Raw genomic sequence first — 23,802 nt, 5'->3', positions numbered from 1 at the left:
TTTGACCCGAATCCTGTGCGGTGAAGCGACTTTCGGTAGGTGGCGCTTCGTCTCAGCCCCCGGAATAGAGCCGTGGCACCCGCCGCAGGTTGCAGAAAATCTGATAAGGAATCGTGTCGGCGGCCTTGGCGACATCACTGGCGAGGATGTTCTTGCCCCACAACTCCACGGTCGAGCCGAGCCCGGCCTGGGGGACATGGGTCAAGTCGACACACAGCATGTCCATCGACACCCGCCCGACCAGCTGGCTGCGCTGCCCATCCACCCGCACCGGCGTGCCGTTCGGCGCCTGGCGCGGGTAGCCGTCGGCATAGCCCATGGCGACCACCCCGACCCGGGTCGGTTGCGTGGTCACGAAGCGAGCACCGTAGCCCACCGGCTCACCGGCGGGCAATTCACGCACGCAGATGATCTTCGATTCCAGGGTCATCACCGGTTGCAGGCGCGAGGCGACAGTGTTGGGTTCGTCGAAGGGGGTCGCGCCGTAGAGCATGATGCCCGGCCGCACCCAGTCGCTCGGCATCTGCGGCCAGCCCAGCACCGCTGGGGAGTTGCGCAGGCTGATCTCTGCCGCCAGCCCCTGGCGGGCCGCCTCGAACACGACCAGTTGCTCGGTGCTGCTGGGGTCGTGCAGTTCATCGGCACGGGCGAAGTGGCTCATCAGGACAATCTTCGCCACTTTGCCGCTGGCGAGCAGGCGACGGTAGGCCGCCTGGTAATCCGCCGGATGCAGGCCGACCCGGTGCATGCCGGAATCGAGCTTGAGCCAGACCGTGATCGGCTGGCTCAGCGCGGCTTTTTCAATCGCTTCGAGTTGCCACAACGAATGCACCACGCACCAGAAATCATGCTCGACGATCAACGGCAGCTCATCGGCTTCGAAAAACCCTTCCAACAGCAGGATCGGCCCACGGATCCCTCCGGCCCGTAGCTCCAGGGCTTCTTCGATGCAGGCCACGGCGAACCCGTCCGCCGTGGCCTGCAGCGCCTCGGCGCAACGCACCGCACCGTGCCCGTAGGCGTCGGCCTTGATCACCGCAAGGGCCTTGGCCCCCGTGACTTCGCGGGCCAATTGGTAGTTGTGACGCAGGGCTTGGAGATCGATCAGGGCACGGGCAGGACGCATGGCGGCAGGCTTCTAGGCGGTCATGAATAAAAAACCGGCGCAGGTTGGCAGGGTGAACCACCCAGCGCCGGAAGAGGGATCGTTTAGGCAGGTATTAAGGCAGCGCAGCCACGACGGACAGCTCCACCAGGATCTGCGGTTCACACAGCTTGGCCTCCACCGTGGCCCGGGCCGGGGCGACGCCTTTGGGCAACCACTTATCCCAGACCGCGTTCATGCCTGCGAAGTGAGCCTCGATGTCCTTCAGGTAGATCGTCACCGATAACAGCCGCGTCTTGTCGGTCCCGGACAACTCCAGCAAACGCTCGATATTGGCCAGGCATTCGCGGGTCTGCTGTTCAATACCGGCGTTCATGTCGTCGCCGACCTGCCCGGCCAGGTAAACGGTGCCGTTGTGCACGACAACCTGGCTCATGCGGTCATTGGTGAGCTGGCGCTGGATTGACATGTTTTGCAGACTCCTGGGTTTTGCTGCCATAACGGGAAATATCGAGGCCTTCGGCGCTGATCTGCGGCTTTTTCTTCGCCATCAGGTCGGCCAACAGGCGACCGGAACCACAGGCCATGGTCCATCCGAGGGTACCGTGGCCGGTGTTCAGGAACAGATTCTTGAAGGGCGTGGCACCGACGATGGGCGTGCCATCCGGGGTGGTCGGACGCAAACCGGTCCAGAAACTGGCCTCGGCCAGATCGCCGCCCTGAGGATAAAGGTCGTTGACGATCATCTCCAGGGTTTCACGCCGACGCGGGTTGAGGGACAGGTCAAAACCGGCGATTTCCGCCATGCCGCCCACCCGAATGCGATTGTCGAAGCGGGTAATCGCGACCTTGTAGGTTTCGTCGAGAATGGTCGAGGTCGGGGCCATCGCCGGGTTGGTGATCGGCACGGTCAGGGAGTAACCCTTGAGCGGATACACCGGCGCGCGGATCCCGAGGGGCTTGAGCAATTGCGGCGAATAGCTGCCCAGGGCGAGCACATAGCGGTCGGCGGTTTCCAGCTTGCCGTCGATCCAGACACCGTTGATGCGGTCGCCAGCGAAGTCCAGGCGCTGGATATCCTGGCCGAAGCGGAATTGCACACCCAGCTTCACCGCCATTTCCGCCAGGCGCGTGGTAAACATCTGGCAGTCGCCGGTCTGGTCGTTAGGCAGGCGCAAGGCACCGGCCAGAATGTCGGTGACATTGGCCAGGGCCGGCTCGACCCGGGCGATGCCTTCGCGGTCGAGCACTTCGAACGGTACGCCGGACTCTTTCAGCACGGCGATGTCTTTTGCCGCGCCATCGAGCTGGGCCTGGGTGCGGAACAACTGTGTAGTCCCCAGGCTGCGGCCCTCGTAGGCAATCCCGGTTTCGGCGCGCAGCTCGTCGAGGCAGTCACGGCTGTACTCGGACAGGCGCACCATGCGTTCCTTGTTGATGGCATAGCGGCTGGCGGTGCAGTTGCGCAACATCTGCGCCATCCACAGGTATTGGTCGATGTCGGCCGTGGCCTTGATCGCCAGTGGCGCATGCCGTTGCAGCAGCCACTTGATGGCCTTGAGCGGCACGCCCGGCGCGGCCCATGGCGAGGCATAACCCGGCGACACCTGGCCGGCGTTGGCGAAACTGGTTTCCATGGCAGGCGCTGGCTGACGGTCGACCACCACTACTTCAAACCCGGCACGAGCCAGATAATAAGCACTGACGGTACCGATGACGCCGCTACCCAAGACCAGAACGCGCATGTTGATGCCCTCATCGCGGATGAACCGCTGACGTTTGTTGTACAAAGCTTTGATGGGCGCAGTGTAAAAAAGATCAGCCAGTGCTTTTCACTATATAAACACCTATATTTGGCGAGAATTCTCGGCAAAAACCCTTTTTATGGAGGCGCATCACCTGTGCGTACCAACACCCAGACCAAACGCGAGCTGGACAAGATCGACCGCAACATCCTGCGCATTCTCCAGGCGGACGGGCGGATCTCCTTCACCGAGCTGGGGGAAAAGGTCGGCCTGTCCACCACGCCCTGTACCGAGCGGGTTCGGCGCCTGGAGCGCGAGGGCATCATCATGGGCTACAACGCCCGGCTCAATCCGCAGCACTTGAAGGGCAGCCTGCTGGTATTTGTCGAGATCAGCCTCGACTACAAATCCGGCGACACCTTCGAAGAGTTCCGACGCGCCGTACTGAAACTGCCTCACGTGCTGGAATGTCACCTGGTGTCAGGGGATTTCGACTACCTGGTGAAAGCACGGATTTCCGAGATGGCTTCGTACCGCAAGCTGCTGGGGGACATCCTGCTCAAGCTGCCCCACGTGCGCGAATCCAAGAGTTACATCGTGATGGAAGAAGTGAAGGAAAGCTTGAACCTGCCGATTCCGGATTGAGCCTGGCTCCGGACCGCTTTCGCGAGCAAGCTCGCGAGGGCCGCCACTCGGTCTCCCTGGCGGCTAGACCAACACCTGCCGGGTGCTGGCCATGTACTCATGAATCTGCTTCTCGACCCGTGGATGAATCAGTTCCACTGGCCGCCGGCCATTGGGACACGGCAAGGTCGCCGTGGTGCCGAACAGCCGGCAGATCAGCGGTCGCTCGTCGTAGACGGTGCAACCGTTGGGCCCCAGGTGCACGCAGTCCAAGGCGTCCATGGCCGCGTCCTGTTCGGCGCGGGTCTTGCGGGGCAAGCGGGCCATTTCCTCGGGCGAGGTGGTGACCGGACCGCAGCAGTCATGGCAGCCCGGTACGCACTCGAACGAGGGAATCTGCTGGCGTAGCGTGCGGATCTTCTGACTGTTGCAGCTCATCGAGGCGGTTACCGAGAGGGACAAACCGGGATTCTGCCTTAAAGGCCGCGTGCCAGACAGCACCAACCGACCGGTGTTGCCCAGGAAGGAAGCCCCGGCTTATGCTCCGTAAAATTTCTCAAACACAACAATCAGGATTACGCACATGAACGCCCGTGTTCAGCAACCGGTCCCGAACCACGCGCACGCCGCCTCTTACTACGCCGCCAGCAGCCTGCCGCAACCGGACCATCCGCTGCTGCAGGGTGAGTTGCGGGCGGATGTCTGCGTCGTCGGCGGCGGGTTCTCCGGGTTGAACACGGCGATCGAACTGGCCGAACGCGGCATGAGCGTGGTGCTGCTGGAAGCGCACCGGATCGGCTGGGGGGCCAGCGGGCGCAACGGCGGCCAATTGATCCGTGGCGTCGGTCATGGCCTCGACCAGTTCGCGCCGCTCATCGGCACCGACGGCGTGCGCCAGATGAAACTCATGGGCCTCGAAGCCGTGGAAATCGTCCGACAGCGCGTCGAGCGTTTTCAAATCCCCTGTGACCTCACCTGGGGCTACTGCGACCTTGCCAACAAACCCAGCGACCTGGAAGGCTTCGCCGAAGACGCCGAAGAATTGCGCAGCCTGGGTTATCGCCACCCGACCCGACTGCTGCAAGCCGACGAAATGCACAGCGTCGTGGGTTCGGATCGCTACGTCGGCGGATTGATCGACATGGGCTCGGGCCACTTGCATCCGTTGAACCTGGCCCTGGGCGAAGCCGCCGCGGCGCAGCAATTGGGGGTACGGCTGTTCGAACAATCGGCGGTCACGCGCATCGACTACGGCCCTGAGGTGAACGTGCACACCCAACAGGGCTCGGTCCGTGCCAAGACACTGGTGCTGGGCTGCAATGCCTACCTCAATGGACTCAATCCGCAACTCGGCGGCAAAGTCCTGCCGGCCGGCAGCTACATCATCGCCACCGAGCCCTTGAGCCAGACCCAGGCACAGGCGCTGTTGCCGCAGAACATGGCCGTCTGTGATCAACGGGTCGCACTGGATTATTACCGGCTTTCGGCGGATCGCCGCTTGCTGTTCGGCGGGGCTTGTCACTATTCCGGCCGCGACCCGCAGGACATTGGCGCCTACATGCGTCCGAAAATGCTCAAGGTGTTCCCGCAATTGGCGGATGTGAAAATCGATTATCAATGGGGCGGGATGATCGGCATTGGTGCCAACCGTTTGCCGCAGATCGGCCGGCTGAAGGACCAGCCCAATGTGTATTACGCCCAGGCCTATTCCGGCCATGGGGTGAATGCCACGCACCTGGCCGGCAAACTGTTGGCCGAAGCCATCAGCGGGCAGCACAGCAGCGGTTTCGACCTGTTCGCCCAGGTCCCGCACATGACCTTCCCGGGGGGCAAGCACTTGCGCTCACCGCTGTTGGCGCTGGGGATGTTGTGGCATCGGTTGAAAGAGTTGGTTTAAAGAGCTTCACCAGGACTGACGACGCTATCGCGGGCAAGCCTTGCTCCCACAGGCCATTTCAATCTGTGGGAGCAAAGCTTGCCCGCGATAGCCGTCTCCGGGCCGGCACCACTTCAAAGCCGCCAGAACGGCCTGAGCCCCTCCTCCAACGCCTGCTCCCGACTCAGCCCGACGTCACGCAACTGTTCGGGTGTAAGTTCCAACAAGGCCCTGCGTGTATGCAGACGATGCCAGAACAGGGCCCAGCGGCTCAGGCCGGACGGCGAATTGCGCAATGTCGCGCTGCGCAGCCCCTTCTCCTGCCCTGCCGCCAGTTCCTGACTGTGTAACGTCAGCCGCACATCGCTCAAGCCGTTCATTTTGATCGCTCCTGTTTACTTGGGTAGCCAGAGGTTTCATGATGCGCGAACGGCTAAAAGCAATACAGATCCAACCTATTTCTTTTATAAGCATACAGATTCGGTATTTCCGCCACTGAATTGTCATTTTCCAATCCAACTGTATCGGTCGCAGTTGTCCATCTCATCGGGAGCGCACCATGACCCTCTACGTGAACCTCGCCGAACTGCTCGGCACCCGCATCGAACAGGGCTTCTACCGCCCCGGCGACCGGCTGCCGTCGGTGCGGGCATTGAGCACGGAACATGGGGTCAGCTTGAGTACGGTGCAGCAGGCCTATCGGGTGCTGGAGGACAGTGGGCTGGCGATGCCGAGACCCAAGTCCGGTTACTTCGTACCCGTGGGCCGCGAATTGCCAGACCTGCCGGTAGTAGGGCGTCCGGCCCAGCGCCCCGTGGATATTTCCCAGTGGGACCAGGTGCTGGAGCTGATACGCGCCGTACCGCGCCCGGATGTGGTGCAACTGGGACGCGGCATGCCGGACATCAACTCGCCGACCATGAAACCGTTGCTGCGCAGCCTGGCGCAGATCAGCCGCCGGCAAGACATGCCCGGCCTGTATTACGACAACATCTACGGCAACCTCGAACTGCGTGAACAGATCGCCCGACTGTCGTTGGACTCCGGCTGCCAACTGGGCCCCAACGACCTGATCGTCACCACCGGCTGTCATGAAGCCCTGTCGGTCAGCATCCGCGCCACCTGCGAACAAGGCGATATCGTCGCCGTGGACTCACCCAGCTTTCACGGGGCCATGCAAACCCTCAAGGGCCTGGGCATGAAGGCCTTGGAAATCCCCACCGACCCGCTCACCGGCATCAGCCTGGATGCACTGGAACTGGCCCTGGAGCAATGGCCCATCAAGGCCATACAGTTGACCCCCAGCTGCAATAACCCGCTGGGCTACATCATGCCCGACGCCAATAAACGCGCGCTGCTGAACCTGGCACAGCGCTTCGACGTGGCGATCATCGAAGATGATGTATATGGGGAATTGGCCTACACCTACCCCCGCCCACGCACCATCAAGTCCTTCGATGAAGACGGTCGCGTGCTGCTCTGCAGTTCGTTTTCCAAGACCCTGGCGCCTGGCCTGCGCATTGGCTGGGTTGCTCCAGGCCGGTATCTGGAGCGGGTGCTGCACATGAAATACATCAGCACCGGCTCCACCGCGCCACAGCCGCAGATTGCCATTGCCGAGTTTCTCAAGGGCGGGCATTTCGAACCCCATTTGCGGCGGATGCGTACGCAATACCAGCGCAATCGCGACGTGATGATCGACTGGGTCAGCCGCTATTTTCCAGCGGGCACCCGTGCCAGTCGCCCACGGGGCAGTTTCATGCTGTGGATCGAATTGCCCGACGGCTTCGACACGCTGAGGCTCAATCGGGCGCTGCTGGACCAAGGCGTGCAGGTCGCCGTCGGCAGTATTTTTTCGGCATCGGGCAAGTACCGCAACTGCCTGCGGATGAACTACGCTGCCAAGCCAACGGCCCAGATCGAAGAGGCCGTGCGCAAGGTCGGGGCCGCCGCTATCGCGCTGTTGAACGAAACCCAGCGCGACGTCGTCTGAACTTTATCCAGGGAAGCAGCACCCAATAGCCGATCAACGTGAACAAGCGGAACGATCCTACGTGAGATCCAGACCGATCCTGCCTGCGCTACTGTTAGTCGGCTCACTGCTGAGCGGCTGCGCCGGTCTTGATGTCACCCGCGAGCCCTCCCAGGCCCTGCCGGCCACCGAATCCTCGTTCGGCCGCTCGGTCCAGGCCCAGGCCGCCGCCCATGAAGGGCGCTCGGGCTTTCGGCTGCTGTCGGACAGCACCGAGGCCTTCACCGCCCGGGCCGAGCTGATTCGCCACGCCCAAGGCAGCCTGGATTTGCAGTACTACATCGTGCATGACGGCATCAGCACACGGATGCTGGTGGATGAACTGCTCAAGGCCGCCGACCGGGGCGTACGCGTGCGGATCCTGCTGGACGACACCACCAGCGATGGCCAGGACCAGATCATCGCCACCCTCGCCGCCCATCCGCAAATCCAGATCCGCCTGTTCAATCCGCTGCACCTGGGACGCGCCACCGGCTTGACTCGCGGCCTCGGACGCCTGTTCGACCTGTCGTTGCAACACCGCCGGATGCACAACAAGCTGTGGCTGGCGGACAACAGCATGGCCATCGTCGGCGGCCGCAACCTGGGCGATGAGTACTTCGACGCCGAACCCAACCTGAACTTCACCGACATCGACCTGCTCAGTGTCGGTCCGGTGGCCGAACAATTGGGCCACAGCTTCGACCAGTACTGGAACAGCGCCCTGAGCAAACCCATCGAACAGTTCCTGTCCCATCGCCCCACGCCCAAGGACCTGGCCAACAGCCGCCTGCGCCTGCAAGAGTCCCTGGAGCAGACCCACAAGGAAAACCACGCGCTCTACCAGCAGTTGACCGCCTACAAGACCCAACCGCGCCTGGACACCTGGCGCGACCAGTTGATCTGGGCCTGGAACCAGGCGCTGTGGGACGCGCCCAGCAAAGTGCTGGCCAAGGACGAACCGGACCCTCAGTTGTTGCTGACCACCCAACTGGCCCCCGAGCTGACGGGCGTCAGCAAAGAACTGATCATGATTTCCGCCTACTTCGTCCCCGGCCAGCCAGGCTTGGTGTACCTGACCAGTCGCGCCGATGCCGGCGTGTCGGTGAGCCTGCTGACCAACTCCCTGGAAGCCACCGACGTGCCCGCCGTGCACGGCGGCTATGCACCGTACCGCAAGGCCCTGCTGCAACATGGCGTGCGCCTGTTCGAACTGCGACGACAACCGGGCGACACCGGTGGCAGCCCGCATCTGTTCTACAGCAAATCCTACGGCGAATCGGACTCCAGCCTGCACAGCAAGGCGATCATCTTCGACCAGCAGAAATCCTTCATCGGCTCGTTCAATTTCGACCCGCGCTCAGTGCTGTGGAACACCGAAGTCGGCGTGCTGGTGGACAGCCCGGAACTCGCCGGCCAAGTCCGCGAGCTGGCCTTGCAAGGCATGGCGCCGGCCCTGAGTTACCAGGCCAGGCTGAAAGATGGAACGCTTGTATGGACCACCGAAGACAACGGCAAGATCCACGACCTGGACCGCGAACCGGGCAGCTGGTGGCGCCGGTTCAATGCCTGGTTCAGCACGACCATCGGACTGGAAAAGATGCTTTAGAGGCGGCCCGCTTTTGTGGCAAGGGATTTGGGTGTGCTCAGGCCGTTTGGGTCGCCCCGAACGCCCCTTGGCGCAACAGCAGGATCACCAACCCGAATGCCCCGGCCGCCATGAACAACGGCAGCGCATGTCCGCTGACCCATTGGCTGCCCGCTCCCGCCACCAGCGGGCCGACCAGGCAGCCGATCCCCCACAACTGCGCGATATGGGCATTGGCCCGCACCAGCGCATCGTCGCGGTAACGCTCGCCAATCAGGATCAACGACAAGGTGAACAACCCGCCTGCGCTGGCGCCAAACAGCACCCACAGCGGCCAAATCAGCAACGTATCGATCAGCAGGGGTACCGCCAGGCTCGATAACGTCAGCGCCACCGCGCATCCGGTGAACAACGACCGACGAGACAGGCGATCGGCCAGGGCGCCGATGGGCAATTGCAGCAAGGCATCACCGACCACCACGGTGCTGACCATCGCCAGCGCAATGTCGGCCGTGAAACCCTGGCGCAGGCAATACACCGGCAACAACGTGAGGATCATCGCCTCGAACGCAGCGAACAACGAGACCGCCCAGGCAATCGCCGGCAAGCCACGGCAAAACCTCCACAAATCGCCGAACGTAACACTGCCGGCCTCGCTGCTCGGTGCTCCGCTACGGCCCAGCAACAGCAAGGGTGCGACCAACAGCAGGCCGACGCCCACCCAGAACCCGTAGTCATGGTCGGTCCCCAGCGCGCCCAGCAGCAGCGGGCCGGACAACTGGCTCAGGGCGTAGCTACTGCCGTACAGCGCCACCAACCGTCCACGCCATTTTTCAATGACCAGTTGGTTGATCCAGCTCTCCCCCAGAATGAACACCAAGGTCAGGACCACCCCAATCATCAGGCGCAGCAGCAACCAGACCGGATAGCTGGGCAGCAGCGCCAGTAACCCGATGGACACCGCACCGCCCCACAGGCACAGGCGCATCAACGCCGCCGTGCCGAACCGCGCCGCCAGCCGGCTCGACACCTTCGCCCCGAGCAACACCCCCACGGCCGGCATGGCCGCCATCACACCGATGGCGAACGAGCCATAACCCCAGCCCTCCAGGCGCAGCGACACCAACGGCATGCTCACGCCCAGGGCCAGGCCGACGCTCAGGACAGACGCCAGCACGGCGAAATAGGTTGCCCAACGCATTTCCACGCTCCTGTGGACAGTTATCAATCTCAACCATCACCCAAAACACTGTGGGAGCGAGCTTGCTCGCGATGGCGGCGCAACATTCAACAAGGTCGTCGACTGTCGTACCGCTATCGCGAGCAAGCTCGCTCCCACAGAGGGAATCAGCGCTGCATGAGACCCCGGACAGGATCCGGGGCCGTCACTGTCAGAGCTTGATCCAGGTCGACTTCAGCTCGGTGTATTTGTCGAACGCATGCAGCGACTTGTCGCGACCGTTGCCCGACTGCTTGAAACCACCGAACGGTGCGGTCATGTCGCCGCCGTCGTACTGGTTGACCCATACGCTGCCGGCACGCAGGGCCTTGGCGGTCAGGTGAGCCTTGGAGATATCCTTGGTCCATACCGCTGCGGCCAGGCCATACGGCGTGTCGTTGGCGATCTCGATGGCCTGTTCGGCGGTGTCGAAGGCGATGACCGACAACACCGGGCCGAAAATCTCTTCCTGGGCAATTTTCATGGCGTTGCTCACGCCGTCGAAAATCGTCGGTTCGACGTACGTGCCGCCGGTTTCCTCAAGGATGCGCTTACCACCGGCCACCAGTTTGGCGCCGTCGCTATGGCCAGCCTCGATGTAGGACAGCACAGTGTTCATCTGCTGGGTATCGACCAGGGCACCAACGTTGGTGGCCGGGTCCAGGGGATTGCCCGGCTTCCAGCCCTTGAGGGCTTCGATCACCAGCGGCAGGAACGTGTCCTTGATGGAGCGCTCCACCAACAGCCGCGAGCCGGCGGTGCAGACTTCGCCCTGGTTGAAGGCGATGGCGCTGGCAGCGGATTCGGCGGCGGCTTGCAGGTCCGGGGCATCGGCGAACACGATGTTCGGGCTCTTGCCGCCGGCTTCCAGCCAGATGCGCTTCATGTTGGATTCGCCGGAATAGATCATCAGTTGCTTGGCGATCTTGGTGGAGCCGGTGAACACCAGCGTATCGACGTCCATATGCAGGGCCAGGGCCTTGCCGACGGTGTGGCCGTAGCCTGGCAACACGTTCAGCACGCCTTTCGGAATGCCGGCCTCGATCGCCAGCGCAGCGATACGGATGGCGGTCAGCGGGGATTTTTCCGACGGCTTGAGCACCACCGAGTTACCAGTGGACAGCGCTGGGCCGAGCTTCCAGCAGGCCATCATCAACGGGAAGTTCCAGGGCACGATAGCCCCCACGACACCCACCGGCTCACGGGTCACCAGGCCCAGTTGATCGTGCGGGGTGGCCGCCACTTCGTCGTAGAGCTTGTCGATGGCTTCACCGCTCCAGCTCAACGCCTGGGCCGCGCCGGGCACGTCGATGTTCAGCGAATCGCTGATCGGTTTGCCCATGTCCAGGGTTTCCAGCAGCGCCAGTTCCTCGGCATGCTGCTTGAGCAAGCCGGCGAAACGGATCATGGTGGTTTTGCGCTTGCTTGGCGCCAGGCGCGACCAGACGCCGGAGTTGAAGGTGGCGCGGGCATTTTCGACGGCACGCTGGGCGTCGGCCACGTCGCAGCTGGCGATCTTGCCCAGCAGGCGGCCATCGACCGGGCTGAGGCAATCGAACGTTTCGCCGGACACCGCATCGGTGTACTCACCGTTGATGAAGGCGCGGCCTTCGATCTTCAGGTCGCGGGCGCGTTGTTCCCAATCGGTACGAGTCAGGGTGGTCATGCGTGTGTCCTCCTCTTATTGAGTACGAACGCCGCGCAATGCGCAGCGCTCAAAAGAATTCTGCCCGGCCAGCCTGTTTTCGGCGCTGTTTTCGGCATAGGGCACCCGCCACCCTAAACCAGCGGCCGGTCATGTTTCAATATATTTGACACAACGGCGGCATACGGCCTTGCGATGTTCGTTTTAATAAACATAGACTCGAGGCCTTCCAAGCGATCACTGGGGATCAACCGCATGAGCATTCAGGACATCGTCGACTTCAGCCAGGCCAATACCACCGCCGAGCGTTATCGCCCGGACCCGGCCAAAGTGTTCAAGGGCGATCCCGAGCAAACCGTGTTCAACCACTACAGCAGCCCCTGTGGGCAAATGAACGCTGGCGTATGGGAAGGCGCCGTCGGCCAATGGACGGTCAATTACACCGAGCATGAATACTGCGAGATCGTCCAGGGCGTTTCCGTGCTGCGGGACAACGATGGCAACGCCAAGACCCTGCGGGCCGGCGACCGCTTCGTGATCCCGGCCGGGTTCAAGGGCACCTGGGAAGTGCTCGAGCCTTGCCGCAAGATCTACGTGGTGTTCGAGCAGAAGGCCTGAGCACGACTGAAAAAGCAGCTGACACTCTAGCGCTGGTCAATAACCCGCGAAGCAGATGAGACTGTTCGCGGGCGTCACACATTTTATCGTCGCGACGGCTACGCACAGGACGTGCGGCCAACCCGACGGGTGAGCGCCCTGACCTATCAATATTTGCAAGGAGGCAAACATGCCCGTCTTACCCGATCAATGCGACCTGGCCATCGCCCAATACACCATCGGCCAAAAATGCACCCCCGAACTGCTCGAAGAGGTTCGTGCCTTGGCCAATGGGGCTCCCGTACGCGCTACGGGGCCGAAGTATCCTTCGAGCTGGGACCTGCGTCCGCGACGCATCAACCTGCACACCGATGCCAACAGGATCATTGTCAGCATCCACTGCGGTTGACCCCTCTCGTTGCTGCTGACCACGAAACCTGAGCAACAAAAAAGGCCCGTATCTCGCGATACGGGCCTTTTTCGTAAGAGGGAAAAATCAATTACTTGATTTTGCCTTCCTTGTAGATCACGTGCTTGCGAACAACCGGATCATATTTCTTGATCTCGATTTTGTCCGGGGTAGTACGCTTGTTCTTGTCGGTAGTGTAGAAGTGACCAGTACCGGCGCTCGAGATCAAACGAATCAATTCACGCATGATTAGCTCCCTTAAACCTTGCCATCGCGACGAAGTTCGGCCAGCACGACACTGATGCCACGCTTGTCGATGATACGCATGCCCTTGGCAGATACGCGCAGACGCACAAAACGTTTCTCTTCTTCAACCCAGAAGCGGTGATGCTGCAGGTTCGGCAGGAAACGACGACGGGTTTTGTTGTTTGCGTGGGAAATGTTATTCCCAGTCACCGGACCCTTACCGGTAACTTGACAGACTCTCGACATGCCTCAGCCCTCTAAAACCACATGCCCAACCCGGCATGGGTTGGCCGCTTAATCTCTCAGTCATTTGGCGCCAGGCGCCGCGTTTCTTTAAGGGTCTTACCGGCTACACCTACAGTGAAGGAACCGGGCCCCTAGAAAAGAGCGCTGCTTTATACCAGAAAGACCACAGCGCAACAACAGCCGATGTGATTTGTCTTCCTGGAGAAACGTCGGCTCACCGCCCCGGACGGCTGGGGCAGAGGCTGGCACGGCCCCTGACCGCTCGTCGCTGCACGCAGGTTTTTTTCACGTGCGACAGGTTCTGGCCACCCATCCCGTCGCCGCAGAGTGCCGGAAAATGCAAAAAGGGGATAGTCATTTGGCAGCGAGCCCACTAGGGTAGGCTTTTTCCAGACTGCACTCGCAGATGGGCCTTCGACTTGCACAGGAAACCGACCATGCGCCTCGCTGCCCTACCGTTGTTGCTCGCCCCTCTGCTGATCACCCCGCAGGCCTGGGCCGCCGCCCTGAGCGTCTGCACCGAAGCCAGCCCGGAAGGGTTCGATGTCGTCCAGTACAACTCCCTGACCACCACCAACGCCTCCGCCGACGTGCTGATGAACCGCCTGGTGGATTTCGATACCGCCAGCGGCAAAGTGGTCCCCAGCCTGGCCGAGCGCTGGGAAATCTCTACCGATGGCCTGACCTACGTGTTCAAGCTGCGGCCACAGGTCAAGTTCCATCACACCGAGTACTTCACGCCGCGCCGCGACCTGACCGCCGAGGACGTGAAGTTCAGCTTCGAGCGCATGCTCGACCCGGCGAACCCGTGGCACAAGGTTGCGCAAAGCGGCTTCCCCCACGCCCAGTCCATGCAATTGCCGGCGCTGATCAAGAAAATCGACGCCCTGGACCCGCTGACCGTGCGTTTCACCCTCGATCACGCCGATTCGACCTTCCTGGCAACGTTGAGCATGGGCTTTGCCTCCATCTATTCGGCCGAATACGCCGATCAGCTGATGCAGGCCGGCACGCCGGAAAAACTCAACAACCAGCCGATCGGCACCGGCCCGTTCATCTTCAACCGGTTCCAAAAGGACGCCTCGATCCGCTACAAGGCCAACGACGCCTATTTCGGCGGCAAGCCCAAAGTGGACCCGCTGGTCTTCGCTATCACGCCGGATGCCAATGTGCGCCTGCAGAAACTGCGCCGCAACGAATGCCAGATCGCCTTGTCGCCCAAGCCGCTGGACGTGCAGGCCGCCCGGCAGGAATCGACCCTGAGCGTGGCCCAGACCGACGCCTTCATGACCGCGTTCGTGGCGATCAACAGCCAGCATCCGCCACTGGACAAGCCTGAGGTGCGACAAGCCATCAACCTGGCCTTCGACAAGGCCAGCTACCTCAAGACCGTCTTCGAAGGCACCGCAGAAGCCGCCAACGGCCCCTACCCGCCCAACACCTGGAGCTACGCCAAAAGTCTGCCCGGCTACACCCACGACCCAGCGAAGGCCCGCGACCTGCTGGCCAAGGCCGGCTTGAAGGAAGGCTTCCAGACCACCATCTGGACCCGCCCTTCCGGCAGCCTGCTGAACCCCAACCCCAGCGTTGGCGCCCAGCTGCTGCAATCCGACCTGGCGCAGATCGGCATCCAGGCGGAAATCCGCGTGATCGAATGGGGCGAACTGATCCGCCGCGCCAAGGCCGGCGAACATGACCTGCTGTTCATGGGCTGGGCCGGCGACAACGGCGATCCGGACAACTTCCTCACCCCGCAGTTTTCCTGCGCGGCGCTCAAGTCTGGCACCAACTTCGCCCGCTACTGCAACCCGGACCTGGACAAACTGATCAGCGCCGGCAAGACCACCGGCGAACAAGGCGTGCGTGCCAAGCTCTACGAGCAGGCCCAGGCCCAGATCCAGCAGCAGGCCCTGTGGCTGCCCCTGGCGCACCCCACCGCCTTCGCACTGACCCGCAAGGATGTGCAGGGTTATGCGGTGAGCCCGTTTGGACGGCAGGATTACTCCAAGGTCAGCCTCAAGTAACCCCGGCCCACAGCGCCCTCCTGTGGAGGCCTGTGGGAGCAAAGCTTGCTCGCGATAGCGGTTTTACAGCCAACAGAAGTGTTGTCTGTGTCGACGTCATCGCGAGCAAGCTTTACTCCCACAAGGGATTATTCAAGCATGACCCTGGCTACATCCACCCATACTCCGCCATCGACAGCGGCTCCCCATCGCCAACAATGAAGTGGTCGAGCACCCGCACGTCGATCAGTTCCAGGGCCTCCTGGAGCCGCTCGGTGAGCACCCGGTCGGCCTGGCTGGGCTCGGTGTTGCCGGAGGGGTGGTTGTGGCACAGGATCAACGCAGCGGCGTTGTGGGCCAGCGCGCGCTTGACCACCTGCCGGGGATGGACACTGGCGCTGTCGATAGAACCGCGAAACAGCGCCTCGAAGGTCAGCACCTGGTGCTTGGAGTTGAGAAACAGGCAACCGAACACTTCGTGGGGTTCGTGACGCAGCATGGACTTGAGGTATTCACGAACCGCGAACGGGCTTTCCAGCATGGTCTTTTCCCGCGCCCGTTCAGCCAAATGCCGCCGACTCATTTCCTGAGCCGCCTGCAGTTGGGCAAACTTCGCCGGCCCGAGCCCCATGTGGTTACTGAATGTGATCTGATCCGCTTCAAGCAGCGCGCGCAGGCTGCCAAATTGAATCAACAGTTGTCGCGCCAGATCCACCGCGCTTTTGCCGGACACGCCGGTTCGTAAAAAAATCGCCAGCAGCTCGGCGTCCGAAAGACTCCCCGCCCCCAGCGCCAATAACCTCTCCCGCGGCCGCTCGGCCACAGGCCAATCGCGAATACTCATGGCATCTCCCTGATTGTGGGCGCCGCTGTTCCGTAGCGGTCGCTGTGATATCGTAGCCCATCTTTTTTGCAGGCGATTTGCACCCTGGCAGCTGCTGCCAAGGGGTTCGCCTTGCACTGACCACTGAAATCGAAAGGCAGGCCTATGCAGCGGCTGTATCGGAAACGCATCGTTCTGGGCGTCGGCGGCGGCATTGCCGCCTACAAGAGCGCCGAGCTGGTTCGCCGACTCATCGACCAGGGCGCGGAAGTACGGGTCGTCATGACCCGTGGCGGCAGCGAGTTCATTACCCCACTGACCATGCAAGCCTTGTCGGGGCACCCGGTCCATCTGGACTTGCTCGACCCGGCGGCCGAAGCCGCCATGGGCCATATCGAACTGGCCAAGTGGGCCGACCTGGTGCTGATCGCCCCGGCCACGGCCGACCTGATCGCCCGCCTGGCCCAAGGCATCGCCGACGACCTGTTGACCACCCTGGTGCTCGCCACCGACGCCGTGGTCGCCGTCGCACCCGCCATGAACCAGGCCATGTGGCGCGACCCGGCCACCCAGGCCAACCTGCAATTGCTGGAAAGCCGCGCCCTGAAAGTCTTCGGCCCGGCCTCCGGCGGCCAGGCCTGCGGCGATGTCGGCATGGGGCGCATGCTCGAAGCCACGGACCTGGCCCAGTGCGCCGCCGACTGCTTCCAGCGCCAGGCCCTGACCGGCAAGCACGTGCTGATCACCGCCGGGCCGACCCAGGAAAACATCGACCCGGTGCGCTACATCACCAACCACAGCTCCGGAAAAATGGGCTTCGCCCTGGCCGAAGCCGCCGTGGAAGCCGGCGCCCGGGTGACGCTGATCACCGGCCCCGTGCACCTGCCAACCCCGGACCGGGTCACGCGCATCGACGTGGTCAGTGCCCGGGACATGCTCGCGGCCTGTGAAGCGGCCATCCCCTGCGACCTGTTCATCGCCTCGGCTGCGGTAGCGGACTACCGCCCCGAAGTCGTAGCCCCGCAAAAATTGAAGAAAGACCCTACAAGCGGCGACGGCCTGCTACTACAAATGGTGCGCAACCCGGACATCCTGGCCAGCATCGCCACCCGCCCCGACCGTCCGTTCAGTGTCGGCTTCGCCGCCGAGACCGAACACCTGCTCGATTACGCCGCCCGCAAGCTCAAGGACAAGAACCTCGACTTGATCGTCGCCAACGATGTCGCCAATCCGAGCATCGGCTTCAACAGCGAAGAAAACGCCTGCAGCGTGATCGACCGCCAGTTGCACGCCACGCTTTTCGCCCAGACCAGCAAGAGCAAGATTGCCCGCCAGCTGATCACTTTTATCGCCGAACGTCTGAACCAGGTTTAATTTTCATGCACGCCTTACAAGCCAAGATTCTCGATCCACGCATTGGTAGCGAATTCCCGCTGCCGCAATACGCCACACCGGGCTCCGCCGGCCTCGACCTGCGGGCGATGCTCAAGCAGGACACGATCCTGGAACCAGGCCAGACCCTGCTGATTCCTACCGGCCTGTCGGTGTACATCGGCGACCCGGGCCTGGCCGCGCTGATCCTGCCGCGCTCGGGCCTGGGCCACAAGCACGGCATCGTGCTGGGCAACCTGGTGGGCCTGATCGATTCCGACTACCAGGGCGAACTGATGGTGTCGTGCTGGAACCGCGGCCAAACGGCTTTCAACATTGCCGTGGGCGAGCGCATCGCGCAGTTGGTGCTGGTGCCGGTGGTCCAGGCCCACTTCGAACTGGTCGAGGAATTCGACGAGAGCCAGCGCGGCGCCGGTGGTTTCGGGCACTCCGGCAGCCATTGACCGTGCGGTTCCGGGCCGGGCGTCCTGCCCGGCCCGTTTGTTAAGCTTCTGTTTCAGGACAAAAAATGCGCAATGGCTTTCTGCTAGGTTTCCCATCCGGAATCAATGTATTAGGCGAGCGAGGCCGGGGTAACGCTGTCTCATGGCAATTTCCCACCACGAACTCTCTGTCAAAAACGCCGTCATACCCTTCAGCTTGAGCCTGCCGACGCCCCGTGTCGGCCTGTCCAGTCACTTTCCTGATAGAGCGCCCCGCCCATGAACACCCCAGCCGCAATCGCCCCGATCTTCCCTGATAGCATCTTCCGCGCCTACGACATCCGTGGCGTGGTACCGGAAACCCTCACCGCCGAAACCGCCTACTGGATCGGCCGCGCCATTGGCTCCCAGAGCCTGGCCCAGGGTGAACCGAACGTGTGCGTCGGCCGCGACGGCCGCTTGTCGGGCCCCGAGCTGGTCGAACAATTGATCAAAGGCGTTGCCGACAGCGGCTGCCACGTCAGCGACGTGGGCCTGGTGCCCACGCCTGCGCTGTACTACGCCGCCAACGTGCTGGCCGGCAAGTCCGGGGTCATGCTCACCGGCAGCCACAACCCGTCGAACTACAACGGCTTCAAGATCGTCATCGCCGGCGACACCCTCGCCAACGAGCAGATCCAGGCCCTGCACACCCGCCTCAAGACCAACGACCTGAGCAGCGGCCAGGGCAGCGTGACCAAGGTCGACATCCTCGAGCGCTACAACGACGAGATCGTCAAGGACGTGAAGCTCGCCCGACGCCTGAAAGTGGTGGTCGACTGCGGCAACGGCGCGGCCGGCGTGATCGCTCCGCAACTGATCGAAGCCCTGAACTGCGAAGTCATCCCGCTGTTCTGCGACGTGGACGGCAACTTCCCTAACCACCACCCGGACCCGGGCAAACTGGAAAACCTGCAAGACCTGATCGCCAAGGTCAAGGAAACCAACGCCGACCTGGGCCTGGCCTTCGACGGCGACGGCGACCGCGTCGGCGTGGTGACCAATACCGGCAGCGTGGTGTTCCCTGACCGCCTGCTGATGCTGTTCGCTCGCGACGTGGTGGCGCGCAATCCGAATGCCGAAATCATCTTCGACGTTAAATGCACCCGTCGCCTGGTCCCGCTGATCAAGGAATATGGCGGCCGCCCGCTGATGTGGAAAACCGGTCATTCGTTGATCAAGAAAAAAATGAAACAGAGCGGCGCCCTGCTGGCCGGTGAAATGAGCGGCCACATCTTCTTCAAGGAGCGCTGGTTCGGTTTCGACGACGGTATCTACAGCGCCGCGCGCCTGCTGGAGATCCTCAGCAAGGAAAAATCCACGGCCGAAGAACTGTTCGCGACCTTCCCGAACGATATTTCTACGCCGGAAATCAATATCCATGTGACCGAAGAGAGCAAATTCAGCATCATTGATGCACTGCACGACGCCCAGTGGGGCGAAGGCGCCGAACTGACCACCATCGACGGTGTACGGGTCGACTACCCACAAGGCTGGGGCCTGGTCCGCGCATCCAACACCACCCCGGTGCTGGTGCTGCGTTTCGAGGCCGACAACGAAGCCGAACTGCAGCGCATCAAGGACGTGTTCCACGCCCAACTCAAACGTGTTGCACCTGATCTCCAACTACCGTTTTGATTTTTTGAAGCACTACCGGAGCCCTGAATGACCCTCGAACGCGAAGCCGCCGCCAACACCGCCAAGGTCCTGTCCGAAGCGTTGCCTTACATCCGACGCTACGTCGGCAAGACCCTGGTGATCAAATACGGCGGCAACGCGATGGAAAGCGAGGAGCTGAAAACCGGCTTCGCCCGCGACATCGTGCTGATGAAGGCCGTGGGCATCAACCCGGTGGTGGTCCACGGCGGCGGCCCGCAAATCGGCGACCTGCTCAAGCGCCTGTCCATCGAGAGCCACTTCATCGACGGCATGCGCGTGACTGACGCGCAAACCATGGATGTGGTGGAAATGGTCCTCGGCGGCCAGGTCAACAAGGACATCGTCAACCTGATCAACCGCCATGGCGGCAGCGCCATTGGCCTGACGGGCAAGGACGCCGAGCTGATCCGGGCGAAGAAACTCACCGTCACCCGCCAGACGCCGGAGATGACCCAGCCGGAAATCATCGACATCGGTCATGTGGGCGAAGTGGTCGGCATCAACACCGACCTGCTGAACCTGCTGGTCAAGGGCGACTTCATCCCGGTGATCGCGCCAATCGGCGTGGGCGCCAACGGTGAGTCGTACAACATCAACGCCGACCTGGTGGCGGGCAAGGTTGCCGAGGCACTGAAAGCTGAAAAGCTGATGCTGCTGACCAACATCGCCGGCCTGATGGACAAGACCGGCAAGGTCCTGACCGGGTTGTCGACCCAGCAGGTAGATGACCTGATCGCCGATGGCACCATCTACGGCGGCATGCTGCCGAAGATCCGTTGCGCGCTGGAAGCGGTACAGGGCGGCGTCGGCAGCTCGCTGATCATCGACGGCCGGGTGCCGAATGCGATTCTGCTGGAGATCTTCACCGATACGGGTGTGGGTACGTTGATCAGCAATCGCAAGCGTCCTTAAGCGTTACCGGTAAAAAAAGACCCCGCTCAACCTGGTTGAGCGGGGTCTTTTTTTGTCTGGCTACTGTGGGAGCGAGCTTGCTCGCGATAGCAGTGGGTCAGTCAATAGTAATGCTGAGGATAAGCCGCCATCGCGAGCAAGCTCGCTCCCACAGGGCTTGGCGCAAGCCTTTTAGACACCGAACTGCGCGCGATAAGCCTCAACCGCCGGCAAATGCTGCTTGAGCTGCGGGTCGTCGGCCAAAAACTCCAGCACCTGGTTCAGCGACACGATGCTGATCACCGGAATACCGAAATCGCGCTCCACTTCCTGGATCGCCGACAACTCACCGTTGCCACGCTCCTGACGGTTCAGGGCGATCAGCACCCCGGCCGCCTTGGCACCTTCCTGGGAAGCGATGATCTGCATCACTTCGCGAATGGCGGTGCCGGCGGTGATCACGTCGTCGATGATCAACACATCGCCGGTCAGCGGCGCGCCGACCAGACTGCCGCCTTCGCCGTGGGCCTTGGCTTCCTTGCGGTTGAAACACCAAGGCAGGTCGCGGTCATGGTGTTCGGCCAGGGCGACGGCGGTGGTGGCGGCCAAGGGGATGCCTTTGTAGGCCGGGCCGAACAATACGTCGAACGGGATGCCGCTCTCGACGATGGCCGCCGCATAGAAACGGCCCAACTGCGCCAGGGCGGTTCCGCTGTTGAACAGGCCCGCATTGAAGAAGTACGGGCTGGTGCGCCCGGACTTGAGGGTGAATTCACCGAAGCGCAAAACGCCGCGATCGATGGCAAAACGAATGAAATCGCGCTGATACGCCTGCATGAAAAAAGCCTCAAATACCGCGGATTTAGCTAAATAGGTACACGGCGTGTATCATACACGCACGTGATTTTTGGGGCCATTTATGCGGATCATCAGTGTGAACGTCAATGGTATTCAGGCTGCAGTGGAGCGTGGTTTGCTCAGTTGGCTGCAAGCACAGAATGCCGACGTCATCTGCCTGCAGGACACCCGCGCCTCCGCCTTTGAACTGGACGATGCAGCCTTCCAACTGGATGGTTACTTCCTTTATGCCTGCGATGCCGAAGTCCCCGCCCAGGGTGGCGTGGCTTTGTACTCGCGGCTGCAACCGAAGGCTGTCATCAACGGTCTCGGTTTCGAGACGGCGGACCGCTACGGGCGCTACCTGCAAGCCGATTTCGACAAGGTCAGCATCGCGACCTTACTGCTCCCTTCGGGGCAGAACGGCGATGAAGATTTGAATCAGAAATTCAAGTTGATGGACGACTTCGCCCGTTACCTGGATAAACAGCGGCGCAAACGTCGCGAGTACATCTATTGTGGCTCGCTGTACGTGGCGCAACAGAAGCTGGATATCAAGAACTGGCGCGACAGCCAGCAATCTCCTGGTTTCCTGGCGCCGGAACGGGCCTGGATGGACGAAATCATTGGCAACATGGGCTATGTCGATGCCCTGCGTGAAGTCAGCCGCGAAGGCGACCAGTACAGCTGGTGGCCGGACAACGAGCAGGCCGAAATGCTCAACCTCGGTTGGCGTTTCGACTACCAGTTGCTGACGCCAGGGCTGCGCCGCTTCGTACGCAGCGCCCGCTTGCCGCGCCAGCCACGGTTCTCGCAGCATGCGCCGCTGATCGTGGATTACGACTGGACGCTGACGATCTGAATGTCGTTTGCGCAGCCACAAAAAAACCGACAGAGATGTCGGTTTTTTTGTGGCCACTGAAAATCAACTGTGGGAGCGAGCTTGCTCGCGATGACGGTGGATCAGCCAACATCAATGCTGAATGACACATCGCCATCGGAAGCAGGCTCGCTCCCACAAAGGAACCTGATTGATCGTTATTTGACCAACCGCCAGGTAAACGGATACCGATACGGCTGCCCTTCATTGGCCTTCACGCCACCTATGATGGTCAGCACCAGTGCACCGATGGCCACCAGGCCGAACAGGAAGAAGCCAATCACCACGATCATCAGCAGCAGGCAGATCGCCGAAGCAATCGCCACGGTGATCTGGAAGTTCAGCGCTTCCTTGCCCTGGGCATCGATGAACGGGTCGGATTCACGCTTGAGCTGCCAGAGCACCAACGGCCCGATCAACGTGCCAAACGGAATCCAGATCCCCAACAAGGCGGACAGGTGACAAAACATTGCCCATTGACGCGCCTCTTTGCTCGGCTGGGGCAGCAGGATTTGTTCATCACTCATGACGCTCTCCTTGTTGTCTTGAAGCAGGGATCGATCAGTCAGCCAACGCGGCCTTTTGCAATTCGAAGATCTCGTTCATGCCTTTCTTCGCCAACTCCAGCATAGCGTTCAAATCTTCCGGCTGGAACGGCGCGCCTTCGGCGGTACCCTGGACTTCGATGAAACCGCCGGCACTGGTCATGACCACGTTCAGGTCGGTCTCGGCGGCGGAGTCTTCCAGGTAATCCAGGTCCAGCACCGGCTCGCCTTGGTACATGCCCACGGACACAGCGGCGATCATTTGCTTGAGCGGGTCGCCGCCCTTGAGGCCGCCGCGCTTCTTGATCACTTTCAAGGCATCGACCAGCGCAACCATGGCCCCGGTGATGGAGGCCGTACGGGTGCCGCCATCGGCCTGGATCACGTCGCAATCGACATACAGCGTCACGTCGCCCAGCTTGGACATGTCCAGCGCAGCGCGCAGCGAGCGGCCGATCAGCCGTTGGATTTCCAGGGTACGACCGCCCTGCTTGCCACGGCTGGCCTCACGCTGGTTCCGCTCACCGGTGGCGCGCGGCAGCATGCCGTATTCGGCGGTCAGCCAGCCCTGGCCCTGGCCCTTGAGGAACCGTGGCACGCCATTTTCGACGCTGACGGTGCAGATGACCTTGGTATCACCGAACTCGACCAGTACAGATCCCTCGGCGTGTTTGGTGTAGTTGCGGGTAATGCGGATCGAGCGAAGCTGATCGGCAGCGCGACCACTTGGACGTTTCATAGGGAACACCTGTACAGAGGACGGAAAACTGCCTGGCATTATAGAGCCGTGAACCGTCAGAGGGCAGTTAAAACGTCGCGCAGCGCTAAAAAGCGGGCGCGGGTGGGGGCCCTCAAAGCCCCGGCCGACGGGCTGCGGCGCTTTGTTACCGGAGCTGTTTGGGCGCTTGCGTCCCACTGCGCTACAATCCTGCGCCTTTGCTGCCCTCGGGCTTTTATCTACAGATCCCAGGCCCACGACCACCGTCGTGCCGGCCTGCAT

24 protein-coding genes and 1 pseudogene are annotated in these 23,802 nt (G+C 61.8%); 12 read left to right on the top strand and 13 right to left on the bottom strand.

Annotation, left to right across the window (positions count from 1 at the left end; translation table 11 throughout):
* Window positions 1-52: 52 nt before the first annotated feature.
* From alr to dadA, 3 genes are all read right to left on the bottom strand, one after another.
* On the bottom strand, window positions 53-1,126 hold the full coding sequence (gene alr / locus IB266_RS22585; RefSeq protein ID WP_060740073.1) for an alanine racemase: 1,074 nt from the start codon (window positions 1,124-1,126) through the stop codon (window positions 53-55).
* Window positions 1,127-1,220: 94 nt separating this feature from the next.
* On the bottom strand, window positions 1,221-1,574 hold the full coding sequence (locus tag IB266_RS22580) for a RidA family protein (protein ID WP_060740072.1): 354 nt from the start codon (window positions 1,572-1,574) through the stop codon (window positions 1,221-1,223).
* Entirely contained in the window at window positions 1,546-2,850 is a 1,305-nt protein-coding gene (dadA, locus tag IB266_RS22575) for a D-amino acid dehydrogenase (RefSeq protein WP_060743108.1), read from the bottom strand. The genes IB266_RS22580 and dadA overlap by 29 nt, the downstream gene beginning before the upstream one ends.
* Window positions 2,851-3,006: 156 nt before the next feature.
* On the opposite strand from dadA, the gene IB266_RS22570 reads away from it, so the two are divergent.
* The gene (locus tag IB266_RS22570) at window positions 3,007-3,495 is read left to right on the top strand and encodes an Lrp/AsnC ligand binding domain-containing protein (RefSeq protein ID WP_003206849.1); all 489 of its coding nucleotides are present in this window, start codon (window positions 3,007-3,009) and stop codon (window positions 3,493-3,495) included.
* 63 nt (window positions 3,496-3,558) lie between these two features.
* Here the strand turns inward: IB266_RS22570 and IB266_RS22565 are convergent, their stop codons facing one another.
* The gene (locus IB266_RS22565) at window positions 3,559-3,912 is read right to left on the bottom strand and encodes a YkgJ family cysteine cluster protein (protein ID WP_018602566.1); all 354 of its coding nucleotides are present in this window, start codon (window positions 3,910-3,912) and stop codon (window positions 3,559-3,561) included.
* 145 nt (window positions 3,913-4,057) lie between these two features.
* On the opposite strand from IB266_RS22565, the gene IB266_RS22560 reads away from it, so the two are divergent.
* Window positions 4,058-5,371, top strand: coding sequence for an NAD(P)/FAD-dependent oxidoreductase (locus tag IB266_RS22560; RefSeq protein ID WP_192262506.1), 1,314 nt, complete (start codon window positions 4,058-4,060; stop codon window positions 5,369-5,371).
* Between the two features lie 113 nt (window positions 5,372-5,484).
* Here IB266_RS22560 and IB266_RS22555 read toward each other — a convergent pair whose 3' ends face one another.
* Entirely contained in the window at window positions 5,485-5,730 is a 246-nt protein-coding gene (locus IB266_RS22555; RefSeq protein ID WP_060740070.1) for a DUF1127 domain-containing protein, read from the bottom strand.
* A 179-nt stretch (window positions 5,731-5,909) separates the two neighbouring features.
* On the opposite strand from IB266_RS22555, the gene IB266_RS22550 reads away from it, so the two are divergent.
* Entirely contained in the window at window positions 5,910-7,343 is a 1,434-nt protein-coding gene (locus tag IB266_RS22550) for a PLP-dependent aminotransferase family protein (protein ID WP_192262505.1), read from the top strand.
* Window positions 7,344-7,404: 61 nt separating this feature from the next.
* Window positions 7,405-8,970 (top strand): phospholipase D family protein, encoded by a 1,566-nt coding sequence (locus IB266_RS22545; RefSeq protein ID WP_192262504.1) that lies wholly within the window; start codon window positions 7,405-7,407, stop codon window positions 8,968-8,970.
* Window positions 8,971-9,007: 37 nt separating this feature from the next.
* Here IB266_RS22545 and IB266_RS22540 read toward each other — a convergent pair whose 3' ends face one another.
* Together IB266_RS22540 and IB266_RS22535 are read right to left on the bottom strand one after the other, a co-directional pair.
* Window positions 9,008-10,150 carry an MFS transporter gene (locus IB266_RS22540; RefSeq protein ID WP_192262503.1) on the bottom strand — a complete coding sequence of 381 codons (1,143 nt, stop codon included), beginning with the start codon at window positions 10,148-10,150 and terminating at the stop codon, window positions 9,008-9,010.
* A 190-nt stretch (window positions 10,151-10,340) separates the two neighbouring features.
* On the bottom strand, window positions 10,341-11,834 hold the full coding sequence (locus IB266_RS22535; protein ID WP_060740066.1) for an aldehyde dehydrogenase: 1,494 nt from the start codon (window positions 11,832-11,834) through the stop codon (window positions 10,341-10,343).
* Between the two features lie 234 nt (window positions 11,835-12,068).
* On the opposite strand from IB266_RS22535, the gene IB266_RS22530 reads away from it, so the two are divergent.
* Entirely contained in the window at window positions 12,069-12,431 is a 363-nt protein-coding gene (locus IB266_RS22530) for a cupin domain-containing protein (RefSeq protein WP_046064464.1), read from the top strand.
* 169 nt (window positions 12,432-12,600) lie between these two features.
* A complete protein-coding gene (locus IB266_RS22525; RefSeq protein ID WP_092332842.1) occupies window positions 12,601-12,819 on the top strand; it encodes a peptidase inhibitor in 219 nt (72 codons plus the stop codon).
* A gap of 91 nt (window positions 12,820-12,910) precedes the next feature.
* On the opposite strand, the gene rpmG is transcribed toward IB266_RS22525, so the two are convergent.
* Window positions 12,911-13,066: a 50S ribosomal protein L33 gene (gene rpmG, locus IB266_RS22520; protein ID WP_003177274.1), complete on the bottom strand. Its 156-nt coding sequence runs from the start codon at window positions 13,064-13,066 to the stop codon at window positions 12,911-12,913.
* A gap of 11 nt (window positions 13,067-13,077) precedes the next feature.
* Window positions 13,078-13,311 (bottom strand): 50S ribosomal protein L28, encoded by a 234-nt coding sequence (rpmB, locus tag IB266_RS22515; protein WP_003177273.1) that lies wholly within the window; start codon window positions 13,309-13,311, stop codon window positions 13,078-13,080.
* Window positions 13,312-13,748: 437 nt separating this feature from the next.
* On the opposite strand from rpmB, the gene IB266_RS22510 reads away from it, so the two are divergent.
* Window positions 13,749-15,335 carry an ABC transporter substrate-binding protein gene (locus tag IB266_RS22510; RefSeq protein ID WP_192262502.1) on the top strand — a complete coding sequence of 529 codons (1,587 nt, stop codon included), beginning with the start codon at window positions 13,749-13,751 and terminating at the stop codon, window positions 15,333-15,335.
* A 148-nt stretch (window positions 15,336-15,483) separates the two neighbouring features.
* Here the strand turns inward: IB266_RS22510 and radC are convergent, their stop codons facing one another.
* A complete protein-coding gene (gene radC / locus IB266_RS22505; RefSeq protein ID WP_192262501.1) occupies window positions 15,484-16,158 on the bottom strand; it encodes a RadC family protein in 675 nt (224 codons plus the stop codon).
* A gap of 144 nt (window positions 16,159-16,302) precedes the next feature.
* On the opposite strand from radC, the gene coaBC reads away from it, so the two are divergent.
* The 4 genes and pseudogenes from coaBC to argB all read left to right on the top strand — a co-directional run bounded on the left by coaBC (window position 16,303) and on the right by argB (window position 20,561).
* Window positions 16,303-17,511 (top strand): bifunctional phosphopantothenoylcysteine decarboxylase/phosphopantothenate--cysteine ligase CoaBC, encoded by a 1,209-nt coding sequence (coaBC, locus tag IB266_RS22500; protein ID WP_192262500.1) that lies wholly within the window; start codon window positions 16,303-16,305, stop codon window positions 17,509-17,511.
* 5 nt (window positions 17,512-17,516) lie between these two features.
* The gene (gene dut, locus IB266_RS22495) at window positions 17,517-17,972 is read left to right on the top strand and encodes a dUTP diphosphatase (RefSeq protein ID WP_053126549.1); all 456 of its coding nucleotides are present in this window, start codon (window positions 17,517-17,519) and stop codon (window positions 17,970-17,972) included.
* Window positions 17,973-18,224: 252 nt separating this feature from the next.
* A pseudogene (locus tag IB266_RS22490) lies at window positions 18,225-19,628 on the top strand (phosphomannomutase/phosphoglucomutase); the annotation flags it as partial.
* A 27-nt stretch (window positions 19,629-19,655) separates the two neighbouring features.
* Window positions 19,656-20,561, top strand: a complete 906-nt coding sequence (gene argB / locus IB266_RS22485) for an acetylglutamate kinase (RefSeq protein ID WP_025216133.1) — start codon at window positions 19,656-19,658, stop codon at window positions 20,559-20,561.
* A 171-nt stretch (window positions 20,562-20,732) separates the two neighbouring features.
* On the opposite strand, the gene pyrE is transcribed toward argB, so the two are convergent.
* Window positions 20,733-21,377, bottom strand: a complete 645-nt coding sequence (pyrE, locus tag IB266_RS22480; RefSeq protein WP_072406083.1) for an orotate phosphoribosyltransferase — start codon at window positions 21,375-21,377, stop codon at window positions 20,733-20,735.
* 82 nt (window positions 21,378-21,459) lie between these two features.
* On the opposite strand from pyrE, the gene IB266_RS22475 reads away from it, so the two are divergent.
* On the top strand, window positions 21,460-22,239 hold the full coding sequence (locus IB266_RS22475; RefSeq protein ID WP_013694557.1) for an exodeoxyribonuclease III: 780 nt from the start codon (window positions 21,460-21,462) through the stop codon (window positions 22,237-22,239).
* A gap of 176 nt (window positions 22,240-22,415) precedes the next feature.
* On the opposite strand, the gene IB266_RS22470 is transcribed toward IB266_RS22475, so the two are convergent.
* On the bottom strand, window positions 22,416-22,784 hold the full coding sequence (locus tag IB266_RS22470; protein ID WP_060740057.1) for a DUF4870 domain-containing protein: 369 nt from the start codon (window positions 22,782-22,784) through the stop codon (window positions 22,416-22,418).
* Between the two features lie 34 nt (window positions 22,785-22,818).
* Window positions 22,819-23,541 (bottom strand): ribonuclease PH, encoded by a 723-nt coding sequence (rph, locus tag IB266_RS22465; RefSeq protein ID WP_060740056.1) that lies wholly within the window; start codon window positions 23,539-23,541, stop codon window positions 22,819-22,821.
* Between the last annotated feature and the right edge of the window lie 261 nt (window positions 23,542-23,802).

Source organism: Pseudomonas sp. Pdm06, assembly GCF_014851795.1.
Classification (GTDB): domain Bacteria; phylum Pseudomonadota; class Gammaproteobacteria; order Pseudomonadales; family Pseudomonadaceae; genus Aquipseudomonas; species Aquipseudomonas fluorescens_AA.
The sequence above is the reverse complement of the archived record's forward strand: the minus strand, read 5'-3'. Positions and strand labels throughout refer to the sequence as shown.